This window comes from Streptomyces sp. NPDC050263 (assembly GCF_040655955.1).
Classification (GTDB): Bacteria; Actinomycetota; Actinomycetes; order Streptomycetales; family Streptomycetaceae; genus Streptomyces.
In genome coordinates this window covers 1-26,161 of sequence record NZ_JBFAKW010000037.1, presented here as the reverse complement: position 1 = coordinate 26,161, position 26,161 = coordinate 1, and the positions used below count along the sequence as shown (strand labels likewise).

Genomic DNA, 26,161 nt, shown 5'->3' with positions numbered 1-26,161 from the left:
TCAGGAGTACGCGAAACAAATGGAGTTGGCGACTGGCGTCGAAAACAGCCCGGTCGGATCCTTCGCCGGAAACCATCCCCCCACGCTCCAGAGGAGACGTCGACCCCGATGACGACCACGCCCGCACCCGCGCCCACGGACACCGCGGATGCCAGGGAGACATCCGGGGGAGTGCCGTGCGGGGGAAGGAGCCGGGGTGCGGAGCGAACTGTTCGGCGAGGGAGTCCAGGACGCGGCCGATGCCGTCGGCCAGGCCGAGCCTGGTGGCTGTTGGGTTGGGCAGGCCCGGGTCGTTGCGGTGGAGGCGAGGCGCTCGGCGTGCCCGCGCAGGATCCGGCGGGCGTTGTCGGCGCGGATCATCCTGGCGTAGGCCGCAGCGTGCTTGGGCTGCGGGCAGAACTGGATGAGGGCGTGGAGGGAGGAGGCGCTCAGGCCGCGAGCGTGAGGATGGGCGTGGTCCAGCGCCGCGTTGAGCCGGGCGGTGTTCTTGGCGTGGTCGGCGTGGTCGGCGTGGTCGGGCGGCGGGAGCGTGCGGATCGCGGTGAACAACGTGGCGTGGGTGTGGCTGTCGAAGTGGTGGGCGATCAGCGGCTCGGCGTCGGCCAGACGCGCAGGCTCGAGGAGGAGGGCGCCGAGCAGGGCCTGCTCGGCGTAGTGCACGGGCTTCTGCGCCGGGACGCGGTCGAGGCCGTCGTCGTCATGGGGATCGGGGGTGTGGGTGTGGGGCATCAGGCGGCGAGAGTGAAGTCAGCAGGGTCGAAGGGCTTGTTGAGGTGCGGGGCGAGCAGGTGTGCGGCCAGGCGCGGGGGGACGGCGTTGCCGATCTGCGAGAACATCCGGCCCTTGTTGCCTTGCCACGGATAGTCGGCGGGGAAGCTCTGCAGCACGCCCGCTTCCCGGGCGGTGATCTTGATCGGCTCCGGTGTCGACCCCGCTGCCTCGACGGCGGGCTCGGCGACCCAGGTGCACTCGTTGGCTCGGTGGCCGAAGAAGAGCGTGCCGGCGGGTTCGTCGGACCGGCGGCCGGCGTCCCACTGGTGACGACAACGGGGCCGTTGCTCGGCTGCCCGTCGGCTCGGTGGGGCGAGCGCGTACGTCAGGTGTCGCAACTGGCCTGCATCCAGGTGCGCAGTTTGTCGCCGCGCAAGCGGATACGACCGGGGGCGCCGCAGGATTCGCAGGTGTGCTCGGACGCGGTCTCGGCGGCTTCGGGCGGGCCGCGGTGAACGCGATCCCAGCGTCTGGACGGCGCCGAATGCAGCTTCTGGGGGGCTGGAGCCGAGTGCGCCTCTGCTGCCTGGTTTACGCGCCGGCATGGAGGTAAGCCGCCCACAGCGAGGGGATTGCCGGATAGCGGTCTCGTACCGCCCGGATGGTTTGGTGCAAGGCGGTAGCGGATTGGTCAGGGTCAAGCGCTCCCGACGGGCCAGCTGCCAGGCGGATGTAGAAGGATTCGGCGATCTCGGCGGCCAGGCGGTCGTCGATCGGCCACAGGGTTCCGACGACGTGGGGGAATCCGGCGAGTTGGAAGGCGCTTGTGAGGTGGATTGCCTCGTCCAAGAGGTCGTCGCTGCCTGGGTCCGCAGTACTGCAGGCGGAGAGAAACGCCAACTGCGCACGTGTGAGGTTGACCTGGGTGAGGGCGGAGATGGTGAGCGGGCTGGTGGCGTGGTCGTGCAGGAGCAACTGGCTCTGGGAGGGGTTTGCCCGGTCGCTGGTGCCGTGGCAGGCGAAGTGGGCGATGGTGCAGCGGGGGAGACGGGCCAGGACGGAGGCCGTCGTGGGGGTGTGGCGGTCAGGGGGGATGGGAGTGCCGTCAGCGGCGGGAGCTGGTTCGGTGAGATGGGTGGGGCTGTGAAGGAATGCGCGGATGCGGCGTACTTCTTCGGGGACATGCGGCAGCGGGCTGTGACCAGGGGTGGTCGGCATGGCGACGATCAGGGCTTGGGACGGGTCGACGGGGCCTGGCTGGCGCTTACGAGCATGGTTCAGTGCTCGGATGGTGGGGGTGTAGGACGAGATCACCCGGTCCATGACGGTGCGGCGGCGTGGGCCGCGGTCGGTATGGAAGCCCGCGGCGTGCAGGGGTAGCAGTCCCAGGAGCCCACCTGGTGCCCACCACACCCGGGGGAGCGATTGGCCGCTTTGAGCCAGAGGAGGCACCTCGCCCAGGTTCTCCAGTGCGGACAGGACCGGTTCGGCGGCGACTTCCCAGAGCCATTCCAGGACGTGGCGCAGTGTCTGTTGGGCGCCGAGGCGGTCGCCGTCGGGAGCTGTTGCCTCGGCGAGGCACCGGTGGAAGGCGCCGACGCGGTCGTAAACCATGTCCCAGGCGAGCTTGGGCAATGGACATGAGGTGATGCCGTGGCGGGTCAGTAGGAGGGCGTCGCTGCCGTAGCGGCTGACGTTAAAAGTCACTACAGGGCCGTGGGCTGCTTCGGCCAGTAGCTTCTCGCGGCTCGGGGGAAGGCCGAAATCGGCGAAACCATCGCAGGACCGGATGCGCCCCATCAGCTGTTCAAGTTCTGCTACCAAGTGGTGGCGATCACGACCCGCCACTCCGGACGAGCCGCCCTGGGGTCCTGTGCCCAGGACCGTGGGGTCTTGGTCAAGGCGTTCGCGAAGTGTGGAAAAACGCGCGGCAAGTGCAGGGTGTTGTTCCCTCAGGTCGGTCAAGTCATCGCGCGTGTTCAGTGCTTGAGACAAGAGCACGCCCCGTCCAGCCTCCGCCAGCCTCAGCGCGCGCGTGGCAGCTTGCTGTGCGGTGCTGCTGTTGTCGGCCAGTGCCAGGGCGATTGCGCTCTGAGCCAGTCCAAGACCGTGGTTGGCGAGGGCGTGCTGCTGGTCGGCACGCGGCAATGAACGTGGTGCCACCTCCGGCAGGAGCAGCACCGCCTGTTCGAAGAGCGTGGCGGCCCGGCGGATATCCGAGGACGCGGCCAAGTGGGCTGCCTCGCGCGCCGCACGAACGCGCAGCCAAGGCGAAGCCGTCGCCACGTCGACAGCCTGCCCGAGCACAGACAGCGCCTCGTCCCGGTCGGCTGGGTCCTGTGCGTGCCGGAACCGCATCCCCAACGCGTCGCCGAGGCCGGCCATGTGCCACGCGCGGGTGAAGTGGTGACTGAGGGGAGTGGCCCGAAGAGCGGCGCGGGCCACCTCCACCGCCTCATCCACGTCCCTGGAGTCCTCCGTCCGCTCGAACCGACTTTGGAGGACGATGCTGAGGACGGACAGGCAGGAGGCATACGAGGGGTGGTCCTCGGACATGGCCTCGATGGCGGCGTGGCTCGCCTCCACCGCCTGGTCCGCATCCTCGAGATCCCCGGTGCGCCCGAAGCGCAACTGGAGGAAATTGGCGAGGTTGGCCTGGGTCAAGACGTAAATCGTATGGTCGTGGGCGGAGGCCTCGGCGGCAGCGCGGATGACCTCGACCGCCTCGTCCATGTCCTCCAACTCCCCGGTACGGATGCAACGTGCCCCGAGGGCGTTTGCGAGGTTGCCTACGATCGAGGCGTAATAGGGGTGACCGTGGGACGCCGCTTGAAGCGCAGCGCGGCCCACTTCCACCGCCTCGTCCAACCTCTGCGAGTCCCCCGTGCGCTCCGAGTGCCTCTGCAGGGCCAAGCCCAGGAGGGACAAACGGGAGGCGTATTCGGGGTCGTCGTGTCGAGGTGTGGCGCGCACAGCTGCTCGATGTGCCTCCACCGCCTGGTCCGCATCGTCCGGCTCCCCGGTTCGCATGAAACGTGCCTCGAGGGCAGAGCCGAGGCTGCTCGCGCGGGAGGCGTATTGGGGGTGAACGTGAGGTATGGCCTCGACAGCCGCGCGGCTCGCCTCCACCGCCTGGTCCGCATCCTCCAGATGCCCGGTGCGCTCGAAACGTGCCGCTAGCGCAGTGCCGAGGTTGCCCACGCGGGAGGCATATTCGGGGCCGGCGTGTCGAGGTGTGGCGCGCGCAGCGGCACGGTGTGCCTCCACGGCTTCGTCCACGTCTTCCAATTCCCCGGTTTGCCTGAACCGCTGCTGCCGCAACAAGCCCAGGCTGTCCAAAGAAGGGGGGTAGTAGTCGTCGTCGTGAGGGGTATGGCGGATGATGCGCTCCCACACGCGGACCGCAGAAGTGACAAGCGCCGGTTCGGCGTTGGTATCTAACGCCACTTGGAGCAGCTCAACCGCCTCACCGAGCGCGTTGTTGGCCAGGAATGCAAGCATGGACTCCGGCAGCGGTTCCATGCCGGCCTTGAAGGGCTCCGCGAAGAACGCGAGCGCACCGTTGAGGTCCTGGTCGGCTGGCAGACCCTGCATGCGTAGAGCTTGCGCGCGGTGGTAGTGCAGCCAGCCAAGGCCGTGATGAAGTTCCAGATAGACCTTGTCGCTGGCGATGTACCTATGAAAGAGGTTCGCCATCGCCGGTGTGGGTGGTTCGAGAACTGCGGACGAGTCTCCTGAGGCAGCACGCTCCACGCGATGCTGTACCGCTGCCAGCAGTTCCTCAAACTGTTCCATGAGCTTCCCCCCGTAACAGCGGCCTGGACTACCTCAACTATCAGGAGCATAAGATTAGTTGCCGGACCGGAGTATGTGTGGAGACCATGACTGTCCGTACAGCAGCGACAATCTACTAGGCTCGGACGCAATGAGTGGACCGGTATTGGTGATCGAGTTGGCGGAGGCGGTCCCGCACTCGGTGATCCAGCGACTTCGCGAATTTCTGGTTCGCTCATCGGCGGGTTTTGAGGAGAAGCGAGTCGGCAAGTACGACCTGCACATTCGTGCGGACAGCCTCGGCATCACGGACACCGCGGGTGTCGACGGGCGCCGGCCCATCCTGGTCTCTCTCATGGGGCCCGGTATCGGTGACGAGGCCACCTTCGAGGCCGAGCACGCCGACGAAGCCGACCAGGAATCTCTCCTTGGCTTCACCCCGACCCACGCTGTCGACGTCATTTCGTTCTGCAACAGGCCGGTCGACCACGCCGTCACAGCCTTGTTGACCGCCGCCATCATGGACGTGATCGGCGGCGTCGCCAGTGCCGAACTCCGGGAAGACCAGGTGCCGATCGTCGCCGGCCTACCGGGCATCGTCGCAACGACGTCCGATGCGTGGCCCGCCGTGTACGGCTCGGCGGAGTTCCTCAGAGCGTGGAGTGCACATCCCGGTTTCCGGCTTCTGAAGTAGCGCAGACTCATCCGGTCGGTTCACGCGAGCGACACCCGTGTGCGTAACCACGTGAAACCGGCGCGGCCGAACATCTGCCGCGGTCACGGCGTCGCTGATCCACTGGGGCAGACGGGTACCGCTGAGTGTGGTGAGCAGCTGCGCGCACGAGCTGGTCAGCTCGGCTGGGGACGCCAGCTCGGGGCCTCGGTCGAGCAGGGCATTACGGTGCAGTTTCTCCTCCTCGGCGCGTGTTGCCGGGTGGCCGGGTGCCGGGTGAGCCGGCCGGTCACCTGCCGCACCGACGGTGGTGGCGGGGCGGGCGCGAAGCCTTCCGCCGGGGCAGGTCGCGCCGGTCCCAGCCGTGGACGGTGGAGTAGTGGCCGCGGAAGCCGCGGGCCGTGATCTCGCGGCGGAGGTCGAGGACGGTCACCTTTCCGTCGGTTCGGCCCAGCGTTGTGCCAGGTAGGGCTATACCCATGCCCTGGTCGAGGGGCTCCAAGCCGTGTCATCCGGGCGCGGAAGCGGGGCCGGCCCAGGCGCCGCCCGGACGTGGCGCCGCCCGGACGTGGTGCTGGCCGGACGTGGCGCCGGCCGACCGCGGCTACGACTGAAGCCGATGATCGCCCGCCGCGGCGAGGAGCACGGCTCCGGCCTGGGCACGCAACGCTGGGTCGTGGACCGCGCATTCGCCCACCTGAAATGCTCGAAGAGCTTCCTCGACCGTGTTCGTCGTGCCGCTCTGGCAGCGGCGGGCCCGCTCGGCCGCACCCAGTTGCGTAGCGCCTCCCGGCTGATTCCCAGGTCCTGGCTCGGGGCCGACAGGTGCGGCGCAGCGAGACCGAGGGACTCCCGCCGCAATGGGACATGTGACATAGTACTGACGTGTCCACTCCTCTTCGGATCGTCGTCGTGGGCGCCGGTATCGTCGGCGCGGCGATCGCCCGTGCCCTGGCCCGCGCCGGCTGCGACGTGACCGTCGTCGATCGCGGCCCCACAGCCGGGGGAACCTCCGCGGCCGGTGAGGGCAATCTGCTCGTGTCCGACAAGGGGCCAGGCCCTGAGCTGCGGCTGGCGCAGCGTTCGCTCGCGGCCTGGGCGCGGATCGAGGACGAGTTGCGCGACGAACTCCCCGCCGGATTCCCCGGCTTGGAACTGGAACGCAAGGGGGGCCTGGTGGTCGCCACGACCGAGGCCGGCGCACAGGCTCTGCTGGCGTTCGCGAACGCCCAGCGGGGTGCCGGGGTGTCGGCCGAGACGGTGGACGACGCCCGGGCTCATGAGCTCGAGCCCGACCTGACACCGCACAGCACCGCCACCGTGTTCTACCCCGAGGATCTGCAGGTGCAGCCGGTGGCCGTGACCGAGGCGCTGCTCGCCGCGGCCCGCCGCCACGGCGCGCGTGTGCGCCAGGGCGTCGAGGTGACCGGGCCGGTGCTGTCGTCGGGCCGGCTCGTCGGCGTACAGGTCGCTTCCGAAACCCTGCCCGCCGACGCCGTGGTGCTCGCCGCCGGACCCTGGTCCGGTCTGGTCGCCGAGCGGCTCGGTGTTCTTCTCCCGGTGCGTCCGCGTCGCGGCACGGTGCTGGTCACCTCACGGATGCCGGTGCGTATTCGGCACAAGGTGTACGACGCCGACTACGTGGGCGCGGTCGGCTCGGGCTCGGCCGACCTGCAGGTCTCCAGCGTGGTCGAGTCGACCGTCGGCGGGACCGTCCTGATCGGCTCCTCCCGGGAGCGCCGCGGCTTCGACGATCGTATCGAGGCACGGGTGCTCGCCGCGCTGGCCGCCAAGGCACTGCTGCTGTTCCCCTTCCTGGCCGACACGCAGGTGATGCGCGCGTACGGAGGGTTCCGGCCGTTCGTCCCCGACCACCTGCCGGTGATCGGTGCCGACCCGCGGCTGCCCGGTCTGTGGCACGCGACCGGGCACGAGGGCGCCGGGATCGGCCTGAGCCTGGCCACCGCCGAGCTGCTGCGCGACCAACTCCTCGACGATGCCGACGGTGCCGCCGATCCGCTGGCCGCCGAGTTCCGACTGGACCGTCCCACCCTGCTGCCGCATCTCGAAGGGGCCGCCCGATGACGGGGATTCATATCGAGGTCGACGGGGACCGCATCGCCGGCCTGGCCGGGCAGAGCATCGCCGGGCTGCTGCTGGCCGACGGGCGGGTGGCCTGGCGGCGTACCCGCACCGGCCGCCCCCGCGGTGTCTTCTGCGGGATCGGCGCCTGCTTCGACTGTCTGGTGACCGTCAACGGCCTGCGCGACGTGCGGGCCTGCCAGCGGCGGGCCGTGGACGGCGACAAGGTCGAGCTGCAGGAGGACGATCGTGACTGAGGTACTCGTCGTGGGCGGCGGACCGGCCGGGATGGCCGCGGCGCTGGCCGCCCGCCGCCACGGCGCCCGTGTCGTGCTGCTGGAAGCCGGTGACGACGTCGGCGGGCAGTACTGGCGGCATCTGCCGGGCGGACGCGGCGGTCCTGGCGAGCGGCGGTGGCATCACGGCTGGGACCGCTTCGTCGCGATGCGGGACGAGCTGCTGGCCGACGAGGGCTGCGAGGTCGTGACCGGCGCGCACGTCTGGTCCGTCGACCGGCGTGACGGCGCCCCGCCGCTGGTGCATGTGTTCGTCGGCGAGCCGGACGGGCAGGGGCGCGAGCCGCGTACCTACGATCCGGCGGCCCTGGTGCTCGCGACCGGGGCGTACGAGCGCACTCTTCCCTTCCCGGGCTGGGACCTGCCCGGCGTCTTCACCGCCGGGGCGGCGCAGGCACTGGCCAAGGGTGAGCGGGTGGCTGTCGGTCGCCGCGTCCTGGTGGCCGGTGCCGGGCCGTTCCTGCTGCCCGTCGTCTCCAGCCTGCTGCGGATCGGCGCCGAGGTCGTGGGTGTCGTCGAGGCGGCGGGTCCGGCGCAGCTCGCCGGGGGCTGGGCGGCCCGGCCGTGGCAGCTGCTCGCGGCTCGGCACAAGGCCGTCGAACTGGCCGGGTACGCCCGCCAGTTGGCCGCCCGCCGCATTCCCTACCGGACCGGGGCGGCCGTCGTCGCGGCGCATGGCGGTGAGCGCGTGGAGGCGGTGACCGTGGCGCGCCTGACCCGGGACTGGACGCCGGTCCCCGGTACCGAACGACGGATCGAGGCCGACGCCGTCTGCGTGAGCCATGGCTTCGTCCCGCGCACCGAGCTGGCCACGGCGGCCGGCTGCGCGGTGGATGCGGACGGTGCGGTCAGTGTCGACGAGCGGCAGCGTACGTCGGTGCCCGGGGTTCTGACCGCCGGTGAGCTGACCGGCATCGGCGGCGTCGACCTGGCCCTGGCCGAGGGCGAGATCGCCGGGACCGTCGCCGCCGGCGGCGTGCCCGCACCGGGCGCGGTCCGCCGGCGGGCGGTCTTCCGGCAGTTCGCCGCGCGGCTCGCCGCCGCGCACGGCATCCGCCCGGGCTGGCGCGCCTGGGTGGACGACGACACCGTGGTGTGCCGCTGCGAGGACGTCACCGCGGGCGCCCTGCGCCGGGCCGCGGAGCTGACCGGATCCCGTGGGCTGCGCTCGCTCAAGCTGACCACCCGGGCCGGCCTGGGTCTGTGTCAGGGCCGTACCTGCGGCCGCACGGTCGAGGAGATGCTCGCCGGTGCGAACGAGCCCGGCCTGCTCGACGCGGGCCGTACCGCCCACCGGCCGATCGCCATCCCCGTACGCCTGGGCGAACTCTCCGTTTCGACCAGGACCAGTAACCGAGAGGACGTCCCATGAGTTCCGCACCGACCGATCTGCGCGGAGTGATCGTCGCCACCGCGTTGCCCTTCAAGGAGAACCCCTCGGCCCCTGCCGGGCTGGAGGTCGACTACGACCGTTACGCGGAGCACTGCGACTGGCTCATCAACGAGGGCTGCCACGGCGTCGGTCCGAACGGATCGCTCGGCGAGTACTCCGCGCTGACCGACGAGGAGCGGCGCAAGGTCGTCCAGGTGGCCGTCGAAGCGGTCGGCGGGCGCGGCGTCGTGGTCGCCGGAGTGCACGGGCCCGGCTGGCACCAGGCCCGGCACTGGGCCGAACTGGCCGCGGAGGACGGCGCCGACGGCGTGCTGGCGCTGCCGCCGACGATGTACCGGGCCAGCAGCGAGCAGGTCCTCGAGCACTACACGAAGATCGACGAGGTCGGGTTGCCGATCATGATCTACAACAACCCGGTCGACACCAGGGTCGACCTCGTCCCCGACCTGGTGGCCGAGATCGCCGAACTCCCCAACGTCACCGCGATCAAGGAATTCAGCGGGGACGTGCGGCGGCTGTTCGAGATCACCGAGCGGTGCGACATCGACGTCGTGGCCGGCGCCGACGACGTGCTGTTCGAGTTGATGGCCGATGGGGCGGTCGGCTGGTTCGCCGGTTTCCCCAACACCTTCCCCGCCGAGTCGGTGGCGATCTACGAGCACATGCTCGCCGGGCGGTTCGAGCAGGCCCGGGAGCTCTACAAGCACCTCGTCGCGGTGTTCCGGTGGGACTCGCGCACCGAGTTCGTGCAGGCCATCAAGCTCGGCATGGAGATGGTCGGCCGGTACGGCGGCCCGTGCCGCCCGCCGCGCGGCCCGCTCAGCGCCGCGCACGACGCCCAGGTGCGCGCCGACATGCGGCGGGCCATCGCGGCGCTCGAGGCGCGCCGCGCGGTGGGGGTCTGAGATGCGGTCGTCGCGGCTGTTCTCCGCCGTCGACTCGCACACCGAGGGCATGCCGACCCGGGTCGTGACCGGTGGCGTCGGGGTGATCCCCGGTGCCACCATGAACGAACGGCGGCTGCACTTCGTCGAACACCTCGACCACATACGGCGGTTGCTGGTGAACGAGCCGCGCGGCCACTCGGCGATGAGCGGCGCGATTCTGCAGCCGCCGACCCGCCCCGACGCGGATTTCGGTGTGCTGTACATCGAGGTGTCCGGGTGCCTGCCGATGTGCGGGCACGGCACTATCGGGGTGGCCACGGTACTGGTCGAGACCGGGATGGTCGAGGTCGTCGAGCCGGTGACCACCGTCCGCCTTGACACCCCGGCCGGGCTGGTGGTGGCCAACATCGCGGTCAGGGACGGGCATGCCGAAAGTGTCACGCTGGAGAACGTGCCCGCGTACTGCGACCGGCTCGACGAGATCATCGAGGTGCCCGGCCTCGGCGGGATCAGGTACAGCCTGGCGTTCGGCGGGAACTTCTACGCCATGGTGGACCTCGACGACGTACGGCTGCCGTTCGACCGTGCACGCAAGGACGAGATTCTGGCCGCGGGGCTGGCCATCATGGACGCGATCAACACGTCGGCGCCGCCCGAGCACCCGGAGATCGACGGTGTCGGCCACTGCCACCATGTGGAGTTCATCGCGCCCGGTTCGAACGCCGCGCACTCGCGGCACGCCATGGCCATACATCCGGGATGGTTCGACCGGTCGCCCTGCGGAACCGGCACGTCGGCGCGGATGGCCGAGCTGCACGCCCGCGGTGAGCTGGCGCTGCACCGCGATTTCGTCAACGAGTCCTTCATCGGCAGCCGCTTCACCGGCCGCCTGGTGGGAGAGACCACGGTCGGGGGCCTGCCCGCCGTGCTGCCGACCATCACCGGCCGGGCCTGGGTGACCGGGATCGGCCAGTACCTGCTGGACCCCACCGACCCCTACCCGTCGGGTTTCGAGTTCTGAGGAGAAGCGGTGGGCCGTCGGCGGCCGGTGACATGGCAGGGGACACCACCGCCGACGTGACCCCCGCACCTGCGGCGACCGGCGAATGGGATACTCAGCACTGTCTCGGCCGACGATGGTCGCGAGGTGTGACATGTCAGTTGTGGGAGGACGCGCGGATGAGTTCATCAATCATCGGCCCGGTGTCGGTGGGGGCGAGCCTGCGCGGCGCGGTGGAGGACGCGGTGGCCGCGGCAATCGTCTCGGGCGAACTCGCCCCGGGCACCCTGGTCACCGCGCCGACGCTGGCCACACGTTTCGGGATCTCCGCCACGCCGGTCCGTGAAGCCCTGCTCAACCTGCAGGGACGCGGGTTCGTCGACGTGGTGCGCAACAAGGGTTTCCGGATCACCGAGGTCAGCGAGCAGGACCTCTGGGAGATCGTGCGGCTGCGCCAGCTGCTGGAGGCCCCGCCGATGCGGGAGATCGCGCGGGCACTGCAACCGGAGGCCGCCGCCGACCTGCGGCGCAGGGCTCAGACGATCGTCGACGCGGCCGCAGCGGCCGATCTGGCGGCCTATCTCGCCGCCGACATGGCCTTCCACCTGCGACTTCTGGAGCTGCACGGCAACCGCCGGCTGGTCGCGATGGTGAAGGACCTGCGCCAGCAGACCCGCATGGTGGGCCTGGCCGGCATGATCGGCACCACGGAGCTGGCCCGTTCGGCCGCCGAGCACCACAGCCTGGTGGACCTGCTGGAGGCGCGTGACGGCCGGGGCGCGGAAGCCCTGCTCACCGCCCACATCGGACACGTCCTCGGCTGGTGGAACGGCCGCTCGGAGGACTGAGGCGCTTGATGTGACGAGCCCGCCCGGCCGAGCCGGGCGGGCTGTCGGCGCGTGCCCGTGAACCCCGATTTCGGCGCAGTAAATTCTGGCGCGAGCCCTTCTCCAGAGAGGTGTCACATACTACTGTCTCCTCAAGTGGCCGGGGTCGCAGAGATCCCGATCGCTCCGTGGGACCGGTCGTGGCTGCTGCGTTCGCCGGCGCACCGGGCTCGAAGCGCGTCTGCTCACCATTTCCGTACACAGTCGCTGGTCCGCCGGCCCGTCACCCGTCCCGCTCGTCCGGACGGCCGGGCTGCCCGCACCCGACCGGAAGGTAGGACCCCTTGAAGAGAACCTCGTCTTCAGCGGCACTCGCTGGGCTGGCGGCCGGCTTACTCGCCCTTTCGGCATGCACCGGTGGCGGCTCCTCGCCCACCGGCGCCAGTGGGGGGAGCGGCGGGACCGCGGCCAAGGGCGGGACCGTGCAGGTCCTGCAGTCCACCGACTTCTCCTATCTCGACCCGTCCCGCGGCTTCGACGGCGGCGTCAACGCGTTTTACCGGCTGCTGTACCGCCAGCTGGTCACCAAGGCACCCAACGACGCCAAGGACCCCAACGCGATGGTCCCCGACCTCGCGGAGAGCCTCGGCAAGGTCTCCGCCGACGGTCTGACCTGGACCTACAAACTCAAGGCCGGGATCAAGTTCGACACCGGTGCGCCGATCACGTCCAAGGACGTCAAGTTCGGCATCAGCCGCGGCTGGGACCCGGAGATCGGCATCGGCGCGCCGTACCTGAAGCAGCTGATCGATGCGCCGAAGGGCTATCAGGGGCCGTACCGCTCGGGCGAGTTGCGGACGATCGAGACACCCGACGACCGGACGATCGTCTTCCACCTCAAGGCCCCGTTCCCCGAGTTCGACGCGGTGTTGTCCATGCCGAGCGGCACCCCGTTCCCGGTCGGCACCGGTGCGGGCGACTCGTTCATCAAGGACGTCATCGCCTCCGGGCCCTACGACCTGGAGAAACTGACCCCGGGCAGCCTGATCCAGCTCAAGCGCAACCCGCACTGGGACGCGAAGGGCGACACCGTCCGCAAGGCCTACCCCGACGCATGGCGCTTCACCATCGGCGTCGAGGGCGCCACCATCGACGAACGTCTCATCGCCGGCCAGGGCGCCGACATCAACGTGATCTCCGGCAGCGTGCAGACCGCCACCCTCGCCCGCCTGCAGACGCCGCAGCTCAAGGCACGGACGGTCAAGGCGCCGTCGACCTGTCTCACGTACATGGGTCTCAACACGACGAAGAAGCCGCTCAACGACGTGAAGGTGCGCCAGGCCGTCAACTACGCGGTGGACAAAGGCTCGGTGCTCAACGCCAGCGGCGGCCGGCAGCTCGCGACGATCTCCAACAGCCTTCTTCCGCCGACGGTCTCCGGGCACCTCGACCACAACCCCTATCCGAGCGCGGACAACGCCGGTGACGTGGCCAAGGCCAAGCAACTGCTCACCGAGGCGGGCCACCCGAACGGCTTCACGATGACCCTCGACGTACGCGCGAAGGAGCTCGACCAGCGCCAGGCCGAGGCGATCCAGCAGGCGCTGAAGCGGGTCGGCATCGAGGTCAAGCTGAACGTGATCGACGCGTCCACCTACTACGAGACGATTGGCACACCGTCGCAGCAGCACGACGCGGCGATCACCGGCTGGTGCCCGGACTGGGCCTCGAGCGCGTCGACGTTCCTGCCGCCGCTGTTCGACGGCCGGCGCATCACCCCCAAGGGCAACCAGAACCTCTCCCACCTCGACGACAACGCTGTCAACGCCGAGATCGACCGGATCACCGCGCTGACCGACCTGACCGCCGCGAACAAGGCCTGGGGCGAGCTGGACAAGAAGATCATGACGTTGGCTCCCTTCGTTCCGCTGAACGTCGCGAACCGCATCTATCTGCCGGGCGCCAACGTGGCGGGGGCGATCGCTCCCAGCGGCGACGTCGACTACGGGATCATGGGTCTCAAGGACCCGGCGAAGGGCTGACATGACGATCTCGTCAACCGGCCCACAGGCGCCGGAGGTGTCCGTACCGGGCACTACCGGCACCGCCCCCGCCCCCCGCCGGAGCGTGGCCCGCGCCCTGCTCCGCGACCCGGCGGCCGTGGCCTGCCTCGGCTACATCGCACTGATCGTGCTCATGGCGGTGTTCGCACCGCTCATCGTCCGGGTCAGCGGCTGGGACCCCTACGAGTTCGACCAGAGCGCCATCGACCCCGACCTCGGCGGCACACCCGCCGGGTCCTGGGGCGGCATCTCCGGGTCGCACTGGCTCGGTGTCGAGCCCGGCAGCGGCCGGGACATCTTCGCCCGGATCGTGTACGGCGCCCGCTCCTCGCTGCTCATCGCCCTCGCCGCGACGCTGCTCACCACGGTGCTCGGCATGGTGTTCGGCCTGCTGGCCGGATACTTCGGCGGCCGGACGGACATGCTGATCTCGCGGGTCATGGAGTTCCTGATGGCGTTCCCCGCGCTCATCTTCATGATCGCCGTGCTGTCCGCACTGTCCGCGGACGCCCGGCAGTACCTGCTGGTCGCGGTGATCTCGCTGTTCGGCTGGCCCTACCTGGCCCGGATCGTGCGAGGACAGACCATGTCGCTCAAGGAGCGCGAGTTCGTCGAGGCCGCCCGGGCGTCCGGGGCCTCCCGCACCGCCATCGTGTTCACCGAGATCCTGCCCAACCTGCGCTCGACCATCCTGGTCATGGTGACCCTGGCGGTACCCGGCTACATCGGTACCGAGGCCGGGCTGTCCTTCCTCGGCGTCGGCCTGGTACCGCCCACCCCGTCCTGGGGGCAGATGATCGCCAGTTCGGTGAGCTGGTACGCGGTGGTCCCCACGTACTTCCTGGTGCCGGGCGTCTTCCTGGCGCTGCTGGTGCTGTCCTTCATGGTCCTCGGCGACCACATCCGGGCCGCCGTCGAGCCGGGGGGCCGCTCATGACCCGCTACGTCGTGCACCGCGTGCTGGGCATGCTGCTGGTGCTGTTCCTGGTCTGCCTTTTCACCTACATCATCTTCTTCGCCCTGTCGCCGGACCCGGCCGTGCAGATCTGCGGCAAGAACTGCACCCCGGAGCGCATCGACCAGATCCGCGCCAACCTCGGCCTGACCGACCCGTTCCCCACCCAGTTCCTGCACTTCCTGCAAGGGCTGTTCGCAGGCCGTGACTACGGCGGCGGCACGTCCACGGTGCACTGCCCGGCACCCTGCCTCGGCTACTCCTTCCAGACCTCGCAGCCCGTCACCGACATGATCGTGCAGCGGCTGTCGGTGACCGTGGTGGTCGCCGTCGGCGCGGCCGTGCTCTGGCTGGTCATGGGCGTGCTCGGCGGGCTGCTCAGCGCCGTGCGCGAAGGGAGGTTCGCCGACCGGTTCATCGCCGGACTCACCCTGGGCGGCATGTCGATCCCGAACTACGTGCTCGCCCTCGCGCTGCAGTACGTGCTCGTGGTGTGGCTGCGGTGGCTGCCGTTCCCGCAGGCCGTGCAGTTCGCCGACGACCCGGGGCAGTGGTTCCTCAACTTCATCATGCCCTGGACGGTCCTTGCGATCGGCTACGCCTCGTCGTACACCCGACTGACCCGGGCCAACGTCATCGACACCCTGGACGAGAACTTCGTGCGGACCGCGCGAGCCAAGGGCCTGCGACCGGACCTGGTGTGGCGGCGGCACGCGCTGCGGCCCGCGCTGACCCCGATCGTCACGATCGCCGGCATGGACTTCGCCGGCCTGCTCGGCGGCGCGCTGATCACCGAGACGGTCTTCGGGCTCAACGGCGTCGGCAAACTCGCGGCGGACTCCATCACCAAGAACGACCAGCCGGTGATCATGGCGGTGACTCTGCTCGCGGCGTTCTTCGTCGTGGTCGGCAACATGGCCGTCGACCTGGTGTACTCGGCGATCGACCCGCGGGTCGCAGTGGGAGCGGCGTCATGAGCGACCTGCTGCGCGTGCGCGGCCTGACCGTCGCCTTCCACGGCGTGCCGGTGGTCGACGCCGTCGACTTCGCCGTACCGCCCGGCGGGGCCCTCGGCATCGTCGGCGAGTCCGGCTCGGGCAAGTCGATGACCAGTCTCGCGATCATGGGGCTGCTCCCGAAGGGCGCCACCCGGGCCGGCAGCATCGAGTTCGACGGCGGCGAGCTCACCACGCTGAACGAGCGCCGCATGCGAGCCGTTCGCGGCGACCGGATCGCGATGGTCTTCCAGGACCCGCTCTCCTCGCTGAATCCCTACTACACGGTGGGTACGCAGATCGCCGAGGCCTACCGGTCGCACCGCTCCGGCGTCAGCCGCCGGGCAGCCCGCAAAGCGGCGATCGAGGCGATGGAACGCGTGCACATCCGCGACGCGGCCCGCCGGGTCGACGAGTACCCGCACCAGTTCTCCGGCGGCATGCGCCAGCGCGTGATGATCGCGATGGCGCTCAGCACCGAGCCCGACCTGATCATCGCCGACGAGCCGACCACCGCGCTCGACGTCACCGTCCAGGCCCAGATTCTCGAACTGCTCGCCGAGGTACGCCGCGACACCGGTGCCGCGCTCATCCTCATCACCCACGACCTCGCCGTGGTCAGCGAGGTCGCCGACACGCTGATCGTCATGCGGCACGGCAAGGTCGTCGAGTCCGGCACCGCCGAGCAGATCTTCTGCGACCCGCGGCACCCGTACACGCGGGCGCTGATCGAAGCGGTCCCGCGGATCGACGACGAGATCGGTGAACTGCAGACCCTGGGAGGCGACACATGAGCTCCGAACCACTGCTGCGGGCCCGGGACCTGGTCAAGGAATTCCCCGTCGCGGGTACAACCGGCCTGCTGCGCCCCGCGCGCAGGTTCACCGCGGTCGACACCGTCTCCTTCGACCTGCACGCGGGCAGGACCCTCGCGCTGGTGGGGGAGTCCGGGTCGGGCAAGTCGACCACCGCGCGGCTCGCCGCCCGGCTGATCGACGTCACGTCGGGCACCGTCCACCTCGACGGCCGTGACATCACCGCACTGCAGGGGCCCGACCTGCTGGAGGTACGCCGCCAGGTACAGGTCGTGTTCCAGGATCCGTTCTCGTCGCTCAACCCCCGGCACACCGTCGAGCGGATCGTCACCGCGCCCCTGCGCTACCAGAAACGGCCGATACCCGGAGGCGCCCGGACGGTCGCCCGAGCGCTCATGGAACGGGTGGGGCTCGACCCCGATCACGTCGACCGCTACCCCGCGCAGTTCTCCGGCGGGCAGGCCCAGCGCATCGGTATCGCCCGCGCGCTCGCCGTGAGCCCGCGCGTACTGGTCTGCGACGAGGCCGTCTCGGCGCTCGACGTCTCGGTGCAGGCGCAGATCATCAACCTGCTGCGCGAACTGCAGCGCGAGGAGGGCTTCGGCTGCCTGTTCATCGCCCATGACCTCGCCGTGGTACGGCAGATCGCCACCAGCGTCGCGGTGATGACGGCCGGCCGCGTGGTGGAGGTCGGCGAGCGGGACGCGGTCTTCGACGATCCGCAGCACGAGTACACCCGCACACTGCTGGCCGCCGTACCGCGGATCCGCCCCGAGTGGGACGCACGCCGACGCAACTCGACCGGAGCCACCGCATGAACCCCGTGGAATACCCCCTGCCCGGCGCCTGGGTCCGCGAGTTCACCGTCGCCGTGCCACTGGACTGGTCCGATCCCGGCGGCGAGAGCATCGAGCTGTTCGTCCGGGAGCTCACCGACCCCGAACGCCGCCACGACGAACTGCCGCTGCTGACCTATCTGCAGGGCGGCCCCGGCGGCGCGAACCCCCGGCCCGCCCCGGTGGGAGGCTGGCTGACCGAGGCCCTGCCGCACTACCGGGTCGTCCTGGTCGACCAGCGCGGCACCGGGCGCAGCACCCCGGTCGACGGAACCGACATCGCCGCTTTCCCCGACGCCCGTGCGGCCGCGGACCACCTGCTGCACTTCCGGGCCGACTCGATCGTGCGCGATCTCGAACACGTCAGGACCCGGGCCTACGACGGCAAACGGTGGGCCACCCTCGGGCAGAGCTTCGGCGGGTGGATCACCCTGACCTACCTGTCGCACGCACCCGAGGCACTGACCGCCTGCTACGTCTGCGGCGGGATCCCCGGCACACCGCCCGATCCTCAGGAGGTCTACCGGCGCACGTTCGACCGGGTGGCAGGCAAGACCGCCGACTTCTACCGGCGTTACCCCCAGGACGTCGCCGCGGTGACCGCGATCGCCGACCGGCTCGCCGCCGGTGACGTGACGCTGCCCGACGGCTCGCCGCTGTCGGTGCGCCGGTTCCAGACCCTGGGCGGGGAGCTCGGCTTCGGAGCAGGCCACCAGCGCCTGCACTGGCTGGTTTCCGAAGCGATCCGCGAAGACGGCAGGGTCGACGGCAAGTTCCTGGAGACGGTGCTGGTCAAGACGTCGAACGCGGGGAACCCGCTGTTCTGGACCCTCCAGGAGTCGATCTACGGCGACGGCGCGAACGGTCCGTTCCGCTGGGCGGCACAGCGCGAACGCGACCGGCGGCCGGAGTTCGCCGAGGACCGCCGACCGCTGCTGTTCACCTCGGAGATGACGTTTCCGTGGATGTTCGAGGAGATCCGGGCGCTGCGGCCGTTCGCGCCCGCCATGGCCGAGCTCGCCGAGCAGAAGATCTGGAACCCGCTCTACGACCTCGCCCGGCTCGCCGCCAACGACGTCCCGCTGGCCGCCGCCGTGTACGCCGACGACGTGTTCGTCGACGCCGATCTGCAGCGCGACACCCTGACCCGGGTCGGCAACGCGCAGACCTGGGTGACCAACGAATACGAACACGACGGCATCGGCGACGGCCGGGTATTCCCCCGGCTGCGGGAGATGGTCCGCGACCGAGGAGGCGAAAAGCGTTGACCGAGATCACCACCCCGCCGTACGCGGGAACGAAGCCGCCGCGTCTGGCCGACGAAAGCCCCGGCTTCCTGGCCCGCATCGGGCACGGCTGGGCCGAACGCGACGTCCCGGCGCCGGTGAGTCCGGCCGCGGCACGGGCGGCGGCCGAGCACCGGGCCCGGCTCAGCACCTGCCTGCCGGACCGGACCCTGGTCCTGGCGGCGGGCCGCGCCCGCCACCGCAACGGCGACGCGGACCACCCCTTCCGGGTGGACAGCGATTTCGTCTGGGCCACCTCGTGCCAGGTCGAGGGCGCGGTCCTGGTGATGACCCCGCGGCCGGGCGGCCACGACGCGGTGCTGTACATGCCCGCTCCGGCCCGGCCCGGCGAACGCGACTTCCACGCCAGCGCGGCGTACGGGGAACTGTGGGTCGGCCCGTCGGCGGGGCTCGCGGCGTGGTCGGCCGCGCTGGATCTGCCGGTGCGGCCGATCGGCGAGCTCGGCGAGCGGCACGGCGGCGGGCCGGACGAACTGCGCACCGTGCTCTCCGACCTCCGCATGATCAAGGACGAGTGGGAGATCGCACAGCTGCGTGAGGCCGTGGACCACACGGTCACCGGATTCGCCGCCGTCGCCGACGAGGTCCCGCGGGCCGTCGCCGACGGCTTGGGGGAGCGCTGGCTGCAAGGCACCTTCGACCGGCACGCCCGCACCTTCGGCAACGGGCCCGGCTACAGCACCATCGTCGGCTCCGGCGAGCACGCGCCGATCCTGCACTGGGTCCGCTGCGACGGCCCGGTCCGGCCCGGCGAGACCCTGCTGCTCGACATGGGCGTCGAAGCGAACTCCCTCTACACCGCGGACGTGACCCGGACGATACCGGTGGGCGGCACCTTCACCCCGGTCCAGCGCCGGGTGCACGACCTGGTCGAGGCATCGTACCGCGCGGGCATGGACCAGGTACGCCCCGGCGCCACGTACACCGACTTCCACTTCGCCGCCATGGAGGTTCTGGCCCGCGGACTGCACGACTGGGGGCTGCTGCCGGTCTCGGTCGACGAGGCCCTCGCACCCGAGGGCCAGCAGCACCGCCGCTACATCGTCTGCGGTATCGGCCACCACCTGGGCCTGGACGTGCACGACTGCGGCTCGTCGTCGTACGAGCGGTACCAGGGCGCGCCGCTGCGGCCCGGCATGGTGCTGACGGTCGAGCCCGGCCTGTACTTCCATGCCCACGACGAGACCCTCCCTCCGGAACTGCGCGGGATCGGCGTCCGCCTGGAGGACGACCTCCTGGTCACCGGGACCGGGCACGAGGTGCTGTCGGAAGCGCTGCCGATCGACGCCGCCGGACTCGAGAAATGGGCGGTCCGATGACCCGCGTACGTCCCTTCGCCCTGCGGGACGTGGACCTGCTCGACGGCGTGCACTCCCGCACCCGGGACCAGATGCTGCATCTCGCCAGGGTGTTCCCGGTGGACCGGGTGCTCGCGGTCTTCCGGGCCAACGCGGGGCTCGACACCCGCGGAGCGCTGCCACCCGGCACCTGGGAGGACTTCGGCCATCCCGACGAACGAGCGTGGTCCGAGGCCGACTACCCCGGACCGGGCGTCGCACCCACGGCGAGTCTGCTGCGCGGACACTACGCGGGCCACTTCCTGTCCATGCTGTCGCTGGCATACGCGTCCACTGGCGAGGAAGCCCTCCTGAGCAGGGCCCACGAGACGGTCGCGGGCCTGGCCGAGGTGCGCGACGCGCTGGCGGCGACCGGACGCTACAGCCATCCGGGATTTCTGGCGGCGTACGGCGAGTGGCAGTTCTCGCGGCTGGAGCAACTGGCTCCGTACGGGGAGATCTGGGCGCCGTACTACACCTGCCACAAGATCATGGCCGGCTTGCTCGACGCGTACGAGCTGACGGGCTGCCGGCAGGCGCTGGAGATCGTCACCGGCATGGGTCACTGGGTGGCGGGCCGGGTTCTGCGGCTGGAGCGGGCACAACTGCAGCGCATGTGGTCGCTCTACATCGCCGGCGAATTCGGCGGCATGAACGAGACCATGGTGAAACTGCACCGGATCACCGGCCAGCCGTTGTTTCTGCGCACCGCCGGGGCATTCGAGGTCGACAGCATGCTCGACGCCGCGGTCGAGGGCCGTGACGTGCTCGACGGCATGCACGCCAACCAGCATCTCCCGATGCTCGTCGGGCACCTCGACCAGTACGACGACACCGGCGAGCGCCGCTACCTCGACGCGGTGGTCGCCCTCTGGGACCAGATCGTGCCCGGCCGGACCTTCGCGCACGGCGGCACCGGCGAGGGCGAACTGTGGGGCCCCGCGGACACCGTGGCCGGGTTCGTCAAGCGGCGCAACGCCGAGACCTGCGCCACCTACAACCTGCTGAAGATCGCCCGTTCGCTGTTCGGACACACCCTCAACGGCCGGTACGCCGATTACGCCGAGCGCGCCTCGCTCAACCACATCGTCGGCTCCCGCGCGGACGTCACCTCGGACACCAGCCCCGAGGTCCTGTACATGTACCCGGTGGACCCGGGCGCCGTCCGCGAGTACGACAACGTCGGCACCTGCTGCGGCGGCACCGGCCTGGAGAGCCACGTCAAGCACCAGGAATCGGTGTGGTTCCACGCACCGGGGCAGCTGTACGTGACGCAGTATGTACCGTCGCGGCTGCGCCACGCCGGCGGGGAGGTGATGCTGCGGACCCGGTACCCCCGCGACGGGAAGGTGGCACTCGAGTTCGGCCTCGCCTTCTCGGGCGAGCTGCACCTGCGCATCCCGCCCTGGGCCGCCGGCGCCCGGGTCGACGGCGTGGAGGTGCCTGTGCCCGACACCGGATTCGTGACGCTGCGGCGCGATTTCCGCCCCGGCGACATCGTGGAGCTCGACCTGCCGATGCCGCTGCGGCTGGTGCCCACCCCCGACGACCCCACGCTGGTCAGCCTGGAACTGGGCCCCACCGTGCTGCTGGCGCGCGACGACGCCACGACCACCCTGCCGGTCGCGGCGGCCGCCCATCGGCGTCTCGACGGCAGCATCGCCGGGCACACCACCGACGGCGACCTGGTCTCGGTGTTCGGCCGGACCTTCGAACCGGCCTGGTCCGGCGGCGACCACCGCTGTCACATGTACCTGCGCCTGGCCGACCCGGAGATCGCCTTCCTGGGCAGCGCGCCCGGGGTGCCCGACCGCCATGACGCCGAGGGCCGGTCGTTCCTCACCGGGCTGTGGGCGGACGGCGGATACGACGACGTCGCCGCGTTCTTCACCGCGGTCCACCGGGAGGTGGTGCGGTCGGCCCGGTCCGGGCTGCTGAGCCGGGACGAAGCGGTCGCGGTGCTCATGGCGGCCGCCGCGAGCACCCTCGACAGCCCTGCCGTGCCCCGACGCGGTGTGGTCGGCCCGGACTCGGCGGACGTACCGCGCGTGTCCCGGGTGACCTCCGCGGACGGGCAGCCGGTCGAGGACGTCGTCGAGTGGTCGCTCCCGGCGGACGTCGGCGTGGGGGACCCGCTGCCGGTGGTCCGGGTGGAGGTGACCGGCGACCGTGCCCCGTCCGGGTGGTACACCCGCGAGCCGGGCTTCGCGGTGACCTCGGCCTCGCCCGCCACCCTGGAGGCCGCGGTGGGCGAGGGCACATGGCAGCCCGCGACCGGCGTGATCGCGCTGGACGGCGAGGGCCGGTATGTGCTCCGGGGCAGGGCCACCGACGCTTGCGGCCGGGTCGTCCACGCCACTCGCGAGGTCTCCGTGGACACACGGCCCCCGTCGGTGCGTGCCGAAGTCCGTCCGCTCGGACCGAGCAACGTCGAGGTGACCCTCCACGCCGTCGACGATGTGTCCGGTGTGGACCACGTTCAATGGCGTACCCCGGAGACGTTCTGGGGCATCTACCAGGAGCCGTTCACCAGGGCGCTGCGCGACGAGCCACAGACCCTTGAGTTCACCGCCACCGACCGCGCCGGAAACATCACACCGGTCCAGCGGGTGACGTTGCCGCCCCTGCGGTGAAAATCCGCAACCCTTTTACGGACCTGAACTCGGACTCGGAGTGAATGCACACAGCATGACGGCAGAACTCGACGACTACCTCGCCTCCTTCGCCGAGCCGGCCGGATACCTCGACTTCGGCAGCTACGGACCACCGTCGCGCGCCGTCGTGGAGACGATCGGCCGGCTCACGGCCGACGCGAGCGCCGGTGTTCCCTCAGCGGGACTGCACGCGGAGGACGAGAACGCTCTCGCCGCGGTCTCGCGCCTCACCGGTTTCGACCGCGGCGCGGTGGCGCTGACGCCCAGCACGTCGTTCGGCCTTCTCCAGATCGCCTTCGGGCTGCCGCGGGGCGCGGTGCTCGTCAGCGCTGCGGAGTTTCCCTCGAACTTGTACGCGTGGTGGCGGGCACAGGAGGCGGGGCTCACCACCGTGCGTACTCTGCGTGCCGTGCCCGGGGACGAGCTCGCGCCGGTGACGCCCGAACGTGTGGCAGCCTCCCTCACGCCGGACACCGTCTCGGTGGCGGTCAGCGCGGTGGACTTCCGCACCGGGGTCCGCGCCGACCTGGCCGGCATCCGTTCCGTGATCGGTGACCGCCTCCTCGTGGTGGACGGCATCCAGGGATTCGGTGTCGTCGACGCCGACTGGACCCTGGCCGACGCGCTCGTCGTCGGCGGTCAGAAGTGGCTCAGAGCGGGGTGGGGCACGGGCTTCGTGGCACTGTCCCCCCGGGGCCTCGCGCGCCTGCGGCCAACTCTTGGCGGCTGGACCGGTGTCGAAAGGCCCTCGCACTACGACGGCGTGCCCCACGAGCCGCTCCCCGGCGCACAGCGATTCTCCACGACCAACGGATCACCGTTCGCGTCCGGGGCACTCGCGACGGCGCTCGCCCAACTGGAATCGGTCGGGGTCGCCACCGTCCAGCGTCGCATCGAGCACACGGCGACCGCCTTCATCGACCGGCTCCTCGCCGCGGGCGTGCCGGTGCTGTCGCCCGTCTCACCGCATCAACGCGCGGGTCTTGTCGTGGTGGGCATTCCGCGCGGCGACACCCCGGCCGTCCACGAACGGCTCGAGGCGGCGGGGGTGACCGCGACCGTGCACGGGGACGACCGCATACGTTTCAGCATCCACGCCACCACCACCCCTACCGCACTCGACGCGGCCCTCACCGTTCTGCGAGAACCCAGAAGCGCACGATCACCTAGGGTTGCCTCAGAGGCAATGCCGTGACTCTGTTGGCGATGTCGGGCAGGTCATGCGGTGGCTGAGCACAGAGTGCGGAAGTGCGTGGTCCGGCGTCGTGTTCTGGGTGTGGTGTCGATCCAGTCGGCGATTCGGGTGACGTTGCAGGCCATCGCGGTGAGGACGTGTCGGACGTGGGTGCGGGCCAGGCCGTGGTAGCGGGAACGTCGCAGCCCGTGGGCCCGGACGTTCTGCGAGAGGGTGGCCTCGGTGCCGGCGCGGATCGCGTAACGGCCCTGCCATTCCTCGCTCTGCTGATCGAGCCGGTTACGCGTCTGGATCTCATGCAGCGGCCGGGGCAGCACTGCTACCGAGCGGGGCCGGGTCGAAGGACGTGCACCGTGTGCGATCCGGGCAGGACCGGCAGTCCGCCTCGGCGAACCGGGCCTGCAGAAAGGTGTTCCCCCTCATCCTCAGCTCCGTCCAGGACACACTCGTGGCCCCGCGTGGACAGATCGCCTGCTCGTTGTCCCATTCGATGGTGAAGGTTGCCTTGCCGAAGCCCGAACCGGCCTTGGCCTGGCTGCTGTGGTCAGCAACGACCGGGCTCTGTGCGGCCAGCTTCCAGCCGAGGTTGAACGCGTCCTGAACGCCCAGGTTGAGGCCCTGTCCGCCGGTGGGGGATGGACGTGTGCCGCATCGCCGGCCAGCAGCACCCACCCGACCCGGAAACGTTCGGCCAGCCCGGGTGGCATCCCCGAAGCGGGACAACCAGCGCGGGGAGTGCACGCCGAAATCCGTGCCGGCGATGGCGCGCAGTTGCTGTTTGAAATCCTCGAGGGTGGGCGGTTCCGCGCGATCGCCGACTCCCGCGGCGGGTACTACGACGCTGTAGACCCCTGCACCGAAGGGCCGGAGCCAGAAGCGCTGATGGGTCTCGCGGATCTCGGTCACCTTCGCGGTGACCTCCCCGTGCGGCACGCCCACTTCCATCTCGCCCATCAGCGTCTCCGTCCGCGAGGGCTCGCCGGGGAAGCCGACGCCCAGCAGTTTGCACACCGTACTGCGCGCGCCGTCACAGCCGACGAGGTAGCGCGAACGCAGCTGTTCCCCGTCGGCCAGCTCGACGGTCACCCCCTCGTCGTCCTGCTCGAAACCGGCCACCGCAGCACCGCGCCGGACCTGCGCGCCCAGTTGGGTCGCATAGTCGCTCCTTGGCGAGCAGCGGACGGAGTCCGCGCGGGCGCGGGCTGCCCGCAGGAGCGAGCCCGAGGCAGCGTTGCCCTACGTGCTCGCCACGGAACTCGCCGATGCGCTCTCCTCGCTGGGAGTTGGCGAGTTGGCGAGGTGCGTCCTGGAGCAGGACCTGCGCACAGGGCAGGTCGTCGGCGCTGAGTTGGATCTTGCGTTCCAGCGGGACCGGGACCACGACGCCCCAGGCTTCAAGCCGGTCAGCTTTACGGCGGTGCTCGACGCGGACGAGCCGATGCGTGTCACCGGCACATTCAACTCGGCAAGAACCGCCGGCTCGTCCGCGACCGACAGCCTCGCCGGGAACAGGCGGGCCTACCTGATCGGAACGGTCACCAATCTCAGCGCAGCGCGCATTGAGCTCACGCCGGTCTTCATCGGAATTGGGTCGTTCGTCGATGACGACCCCGCCGCCGGGAGCGCGGGTGTACCCCGGCGATATCAGCCAGTTCAGCGGGATCGGCTTCGCGTCCCCCATCACTGAGGCCGAGAGTGACGCGGTCCTGCGCGTGCCGGAGGATGTGGTGAAACGCGCCTTCGCCGGGCTGATTGGCGAGTCATGCGTTCCGAAAGACGGGGGTGGCGAGCGCTGCGATCTGTACACATCACGAGTGTTCGTCCGTGGGCGCCAGGTTTCGGCCGCCTGGCTGTTCAAGGGACCCGGCTACCCTCGCGCCATGGACGGCAGGGCCCTGGGCAAGAACGGCGACCAAATCGACCGGCTGTTCACCGAGCCCGCGGAGCTACTCGTTCTGTCCGTGCTGCACCTGCAGCGACAGCGCCACCGGTCGGTGGTCTTCCCCGCGGGGGCCATGAGGTCGAAGACCTCTCCCGGTGTTGCTGGCGATTCGGGCCCTGCTTACGGGTATTCGGCGTGTCGCCGCGCTCATGAGCGGGCGGCTCGTGGGGTGATGTCCTTCGGCGCCGTTAGGTCCGCGACTGGTCCGGGAGGAACTCCCTCGGATGCCAGATAGTTACCCTAGGGATCCAATTGATTGCAGAGGGTGGCTACTGTGTACGGTTGCCTGGAGCGCAACGATGCCTCCAGGCAACCGACTTCGCGCTCTAGGTGACTGGTGTTAAGCGGGCTTCTCCGAGTTGCCGGTTCAGGGCCGAGGGCGTCACATCGCCTCTGTCCGTCTGCGGTTTGGGCCGTCG

At 70.2% G+C, this 26,161-nt stretch carries 22 protein-coding genes and 3 pseudogenes; 18 read left to right on the top strand and 7 right to left on the bottom strand.

Features of this window, described 5'->3' with window-relative positions:
- The 3 genes and pseudogenes from AB0J04_RS18830 to AB0J04_RS18820 form a co-directional block, all read right to left on the bottom strand.
- Complete coding sequence (locus tag AB0J04_RS18830; protein WP_363169597.1) at positions 1-729, bottom strand: DnaB-like helicase N-terminal domain-containing protein; 729 nt, start codon at positions 727-729, stop codon at positions 1-3.
- Positions 729-1,010, bottom strand: a pseudogene (locus AB0J04_RS18825) (DNA cytosine methyltransferase); the annotation flags it as partial. The pseudogene AB0J04_RS18825 and the gene AB0J04_RS18830, both read right to left, overlap by 1 nt.
- Positions 1,011-1,302: 292 nt before the next feature.
- Positions 1,303-4,506: a CHAT domain-containing protein gene (locus AB0J04_RS18820; RefSeq protein WP_363169595.1), complete on the bottom strand. Its 3,204-nt coding sequence runs from the start codon at positions 4,504-4,506 to the stop codon at positions 1,303-1,305.
- Between the two features lie 130 nt (positions 4,507-4,636).
- On the opposite strand from AB0J04_RS18820, the gene AB0J04_RS18815 reads away from it, so the two are divergent.
- Complete coding sequence (locus AB0J04_RS18815) at positions 4,637-5,179, top strand: DUF6368 family protein (RefSeq protein WP_363169594.1); 543 nt, start codon at positions 4,637-4,639, stop codon at positions 5,177-5,179.
- A gap of 268 nt (positions 5,180-5,447) precedes the next feature.
- Here AB0J04_RS18815 and AB0J04_RS18810 read toward each other — a convergent pair whose 3' ends face one another.
- The gene (locus tag AB0J04_RS18810) at positions 5,448-5,591 is read right to left on the bottom strand and encodes a hypothetical protein (protein ID WP_363169593.1); all 144 of its coding nucleotides are present in this window, start codon (positions 5,589-5,591) and stop codon (positions 5,448-5,450) included.
- Between the two features lie 162 nt (positions 5,592-5,753).
- Here AB0J04_RS18810 and AB0J04_RS18805 point away from each other — a divergent pair.
- From AB0J04_RS18805 to AB0J04_RS18730, 16 genes and pseudogenes are all read left to right on the top strand, one after another.
- A pseudogene (locus AB0J04_RS18805) lies at positions 5,754-5,843 on the top strand (IS5/IS1182 family transposase); the annotation flags it as partial.
- Positions 5,844-6,043: 200 nt separating this feature from the next.
- A complete protein-coding gene (locus AB0J04_RS18800; RefSeq protein WP_363169592.1) occupies positions 6,044-7,243 on the top strand; it encodes an FAD-dependent oxidoreductase in 1,200 nt (399 codons plus the stop codon).
- Complete coding sequence (locus AB0J04_RS18795) at positions 7,240-7,497, top strand: 2Fe-2S iron-sulfur cluster-binding protein (protein WP_363169591.1); 258 nt, start codon at positions 7,240-7,242, stop codon at positions 7,495-7,497. Before AB0J04_RS18800 ends, AB0J04_RS18795 begins: the two co-directional genes overlap by 4 nt.
- On the top strand, positions 7,490-8,908 hold the full coding sequence (locus AB0J04_RS18790; protein WP_363169590.1) for an FAD-dependent oxidoreductase: 1,419 nt from the start codon (positions 7,490-7,492) through the stop codon (positions 8,906-8,908). The genes AB0J04_RS18795 and AB0J04_RS18790 overlap by 8 nt, the downstream gene beginning before the upstream one ends.
- Positions 8,905-9,834: a dihydrodipicolinate synthase family protein gene (locus AB0J04_RS18785; RefSeq protein ID WP_363169589.1), complete on the top strand. Its 930-nt coding sequence runs from the start codon at positions 8,905-8,907 to the stop codon at positions 9,832-9,834. Before AB0J04_RS18790 ends, AB0J04_RS18785 begins: the two co-directional genes overlap by 4 nt.
- 1 nt (position 9,835) lies before the next feature.
- Complete coding sequence (locus AB0J04_RS18780; RefSeq protein WP_363169588.1) at positions 9,836-10,837, top strand: proline racemase family protein; 1,002 nt, start codon at positions 9,836-9,838, stop codon at positions 10,835-10,837.
- A gap of 158 nt (positions 10,838-10,995) precedes the next feature.
- Positions 10,996-11,664, top strand: a complete 669-nt coding sequence (locus AB0J04_RS18775; RefSeq protein WP_363169587.1) for a GntR family transcriptional regulator — start codon at positions 10,996-10,998, stop codon at positions 11,662-11,664.
- Positions 11,665-12,125: 461 nt separating this feature from the next.
- Positions 12,126-13,685, top strand: a complete 1,560-nt coding sequence (locus AB0J04_RS18770; RefSeq protein ID WP_363169586.1) for an ABC transporter substrate-binding protein — start codon at positions 12,126-12,128, stop codon at positions 13,683-13,685.
- 1 nt (position 13,686) lies between these two features.
- Positions 13,687-14,643 (top strand): ABC transporter permease, encoded by a 957-nt coding sequence (locus AB0J04_RS18765; RefSeq protein ID WP_363169585.1) that lies wholly within the window; start codon positions 13,687-13,689, stop codon positions 14,641-14,643.
- Positions 14,640-15,638 carry an ABC transporter permease gene (locus AB0J04_RS18760; RefSeq protein ID WP_363169584.1) on the top strand — a complete coding sequence of 333 codons (999 nt, stop codon included), beginning with the start codon at positions 14,640-14,642 and terminating at the stop codon, positions 15,636-15,638. Before AB0J04_RS18765 ends, AB0J04_RS18760 begins: the two co-directional genes overlap by 4 nt.
- Positions 15,635-16,450 carry an ABC transporter ATP-binding protein gene (locus AB0J04_RS18755; RefSeq protein ID WP_363169583.1) on the top strand — a complete coding sequence of 272 codons (816 nt, stop codon included), beginning with the start codon at positions 15,635-15,637 and terminating at the stop codon, positions 16,448-16,450. The genes AB0J04_RS18760 and AB0J04_RS18755 overlap by 4 nt, the downstream gene beginning before the upstream one ends.
- The gene (locus tag AB0J04_RS18750; RefSeq protein ID WP_363169582.1) at positions 16,447-17,289 is read left to right on the top strand and encodes an ATP-binding cassette domain-containing protein; all 843 of its coding nucleotides are present in this window, start codon (positions 16,447-16,449) and stop codon (positions 17,287-17,289) included. Before AB0J04_RS18755 ends, AB0J04_RS18750 begins: the two co-directional genes overlap by 4 nt.
- The gene (locus tag AB0J04_RS18745; protein WP_363169581.1) at positions 17,286-18,575 is read left to right on the top strand and encodes an alpha/beta fold hydrolase; all 1,290 of its coding nucleotides are present in this window, start codon (positions 17,286-17,288) and stop codon (positions 18,573-18,575) included. Before AB0J04_RS18750 ends, AB0J04_RS18745 begins: the two co-directional genes overlap by 4 nt.
- Positions 18,572-19,933, top strand: coding sequence for an aminopeptidase P family protein (locus AB0J04_RS18740; RefSeq protein WP_363169580.1), 1,362 nt, complete (start codon positions 18,572-18,574; stop codon positions 19,931-19,933). Before AB0J04_RS18745 ends, AB0J04_RS18740 begins: the two co-directional genes overlap by 4 nt.
- Positions 19,930-22,584, top strand: a complete 2,655-nt coding sequence (locus tag AB0J04_RS18735; RefSeq protein WP_363169579.1) for a beta-L-arabinofuranosidase domain-containing protein — start codon at positions 19,930-19,932, stop codon at positions 22,582-22,584. Before AB0J04_RS18740 ends, AB0J04_RS18735 begins: the two co-directional genes overlap by 4 nt.
- Before the next feature lie 55 nt (positions 22,585-22,639).
- Positions 22,640-23,800 (top strand): aminotransferase class V-fold PLP-dependent enzyme, encoded by a 1,161-nt coding sequence (locus tag AB0J04_RS18730; RefSeq protein WP_363169578.1) that lies wholly within the window; start codon positions 22,640-22,642, stop codon positions 23,798-23,800.
- Positions 23,801-23,823: 23 nt separating this feature from the next.
- On the opposite strand, the gene AB0J04_RS18725 is transcribed toward AB0J04_RS18730, so the two are convergent.
- The 3 genes and pseudogenes from AB0J04_RS18725 to AB0J04_RS18715 all read right to left on the bottom strand — a co-directional run.
- Positions 23,824-24,117 (bottom strand): transposase, encoded by a 294-nt coding sequence (locus AB0J04_RS18725; protein WP_363169577.1) that lies wholly within the window; start codon positions 24,115-24,117, stop codon positions 23,824-23,826.
- A 108-nt stretch (positions 24,118-24,225) separates the two neighbouring features.
- Positions 24,226-24,507, bottom strand: coding sequence for an FAD-dependent monooxygenase (locus AB0J04_RS18720; RefSeq protein WP_363169626.1), 282 nt, complete (start codon positions 24,505-24,507; stop codon positions 24,226-24,228).
- Positions 24,425-24,916 (bottom strand): annotated as a pseudogene (locus tag AB0J04_RS18715) (FAD-dependent monooxygenase); the annotation flags it as partial. The pseudogene AB0J04_RS18715 and the gene AB0J04_RS18720, both read right to left, overlap by 83 nt.
- A gap of 124 nt (positions 24,917-25,040) precedes the next feature.
- On the opposite strand from AB0J04_RS18715, the gene AB0J04_RS18710 reads away from it, so the two are divergent.
- Positions 25,041-25,487, top strand: a complete 447-nt coding sequence (locus tag AB0J04_RS18710) for a hypothetical protein (protein ID WP_363169576.1) — start codon at positions 25,041-25,043, stop codon at positions 25,485-25,487.
- Positions 25,488-26,161 lie beyond the last annotated feature (674 nt).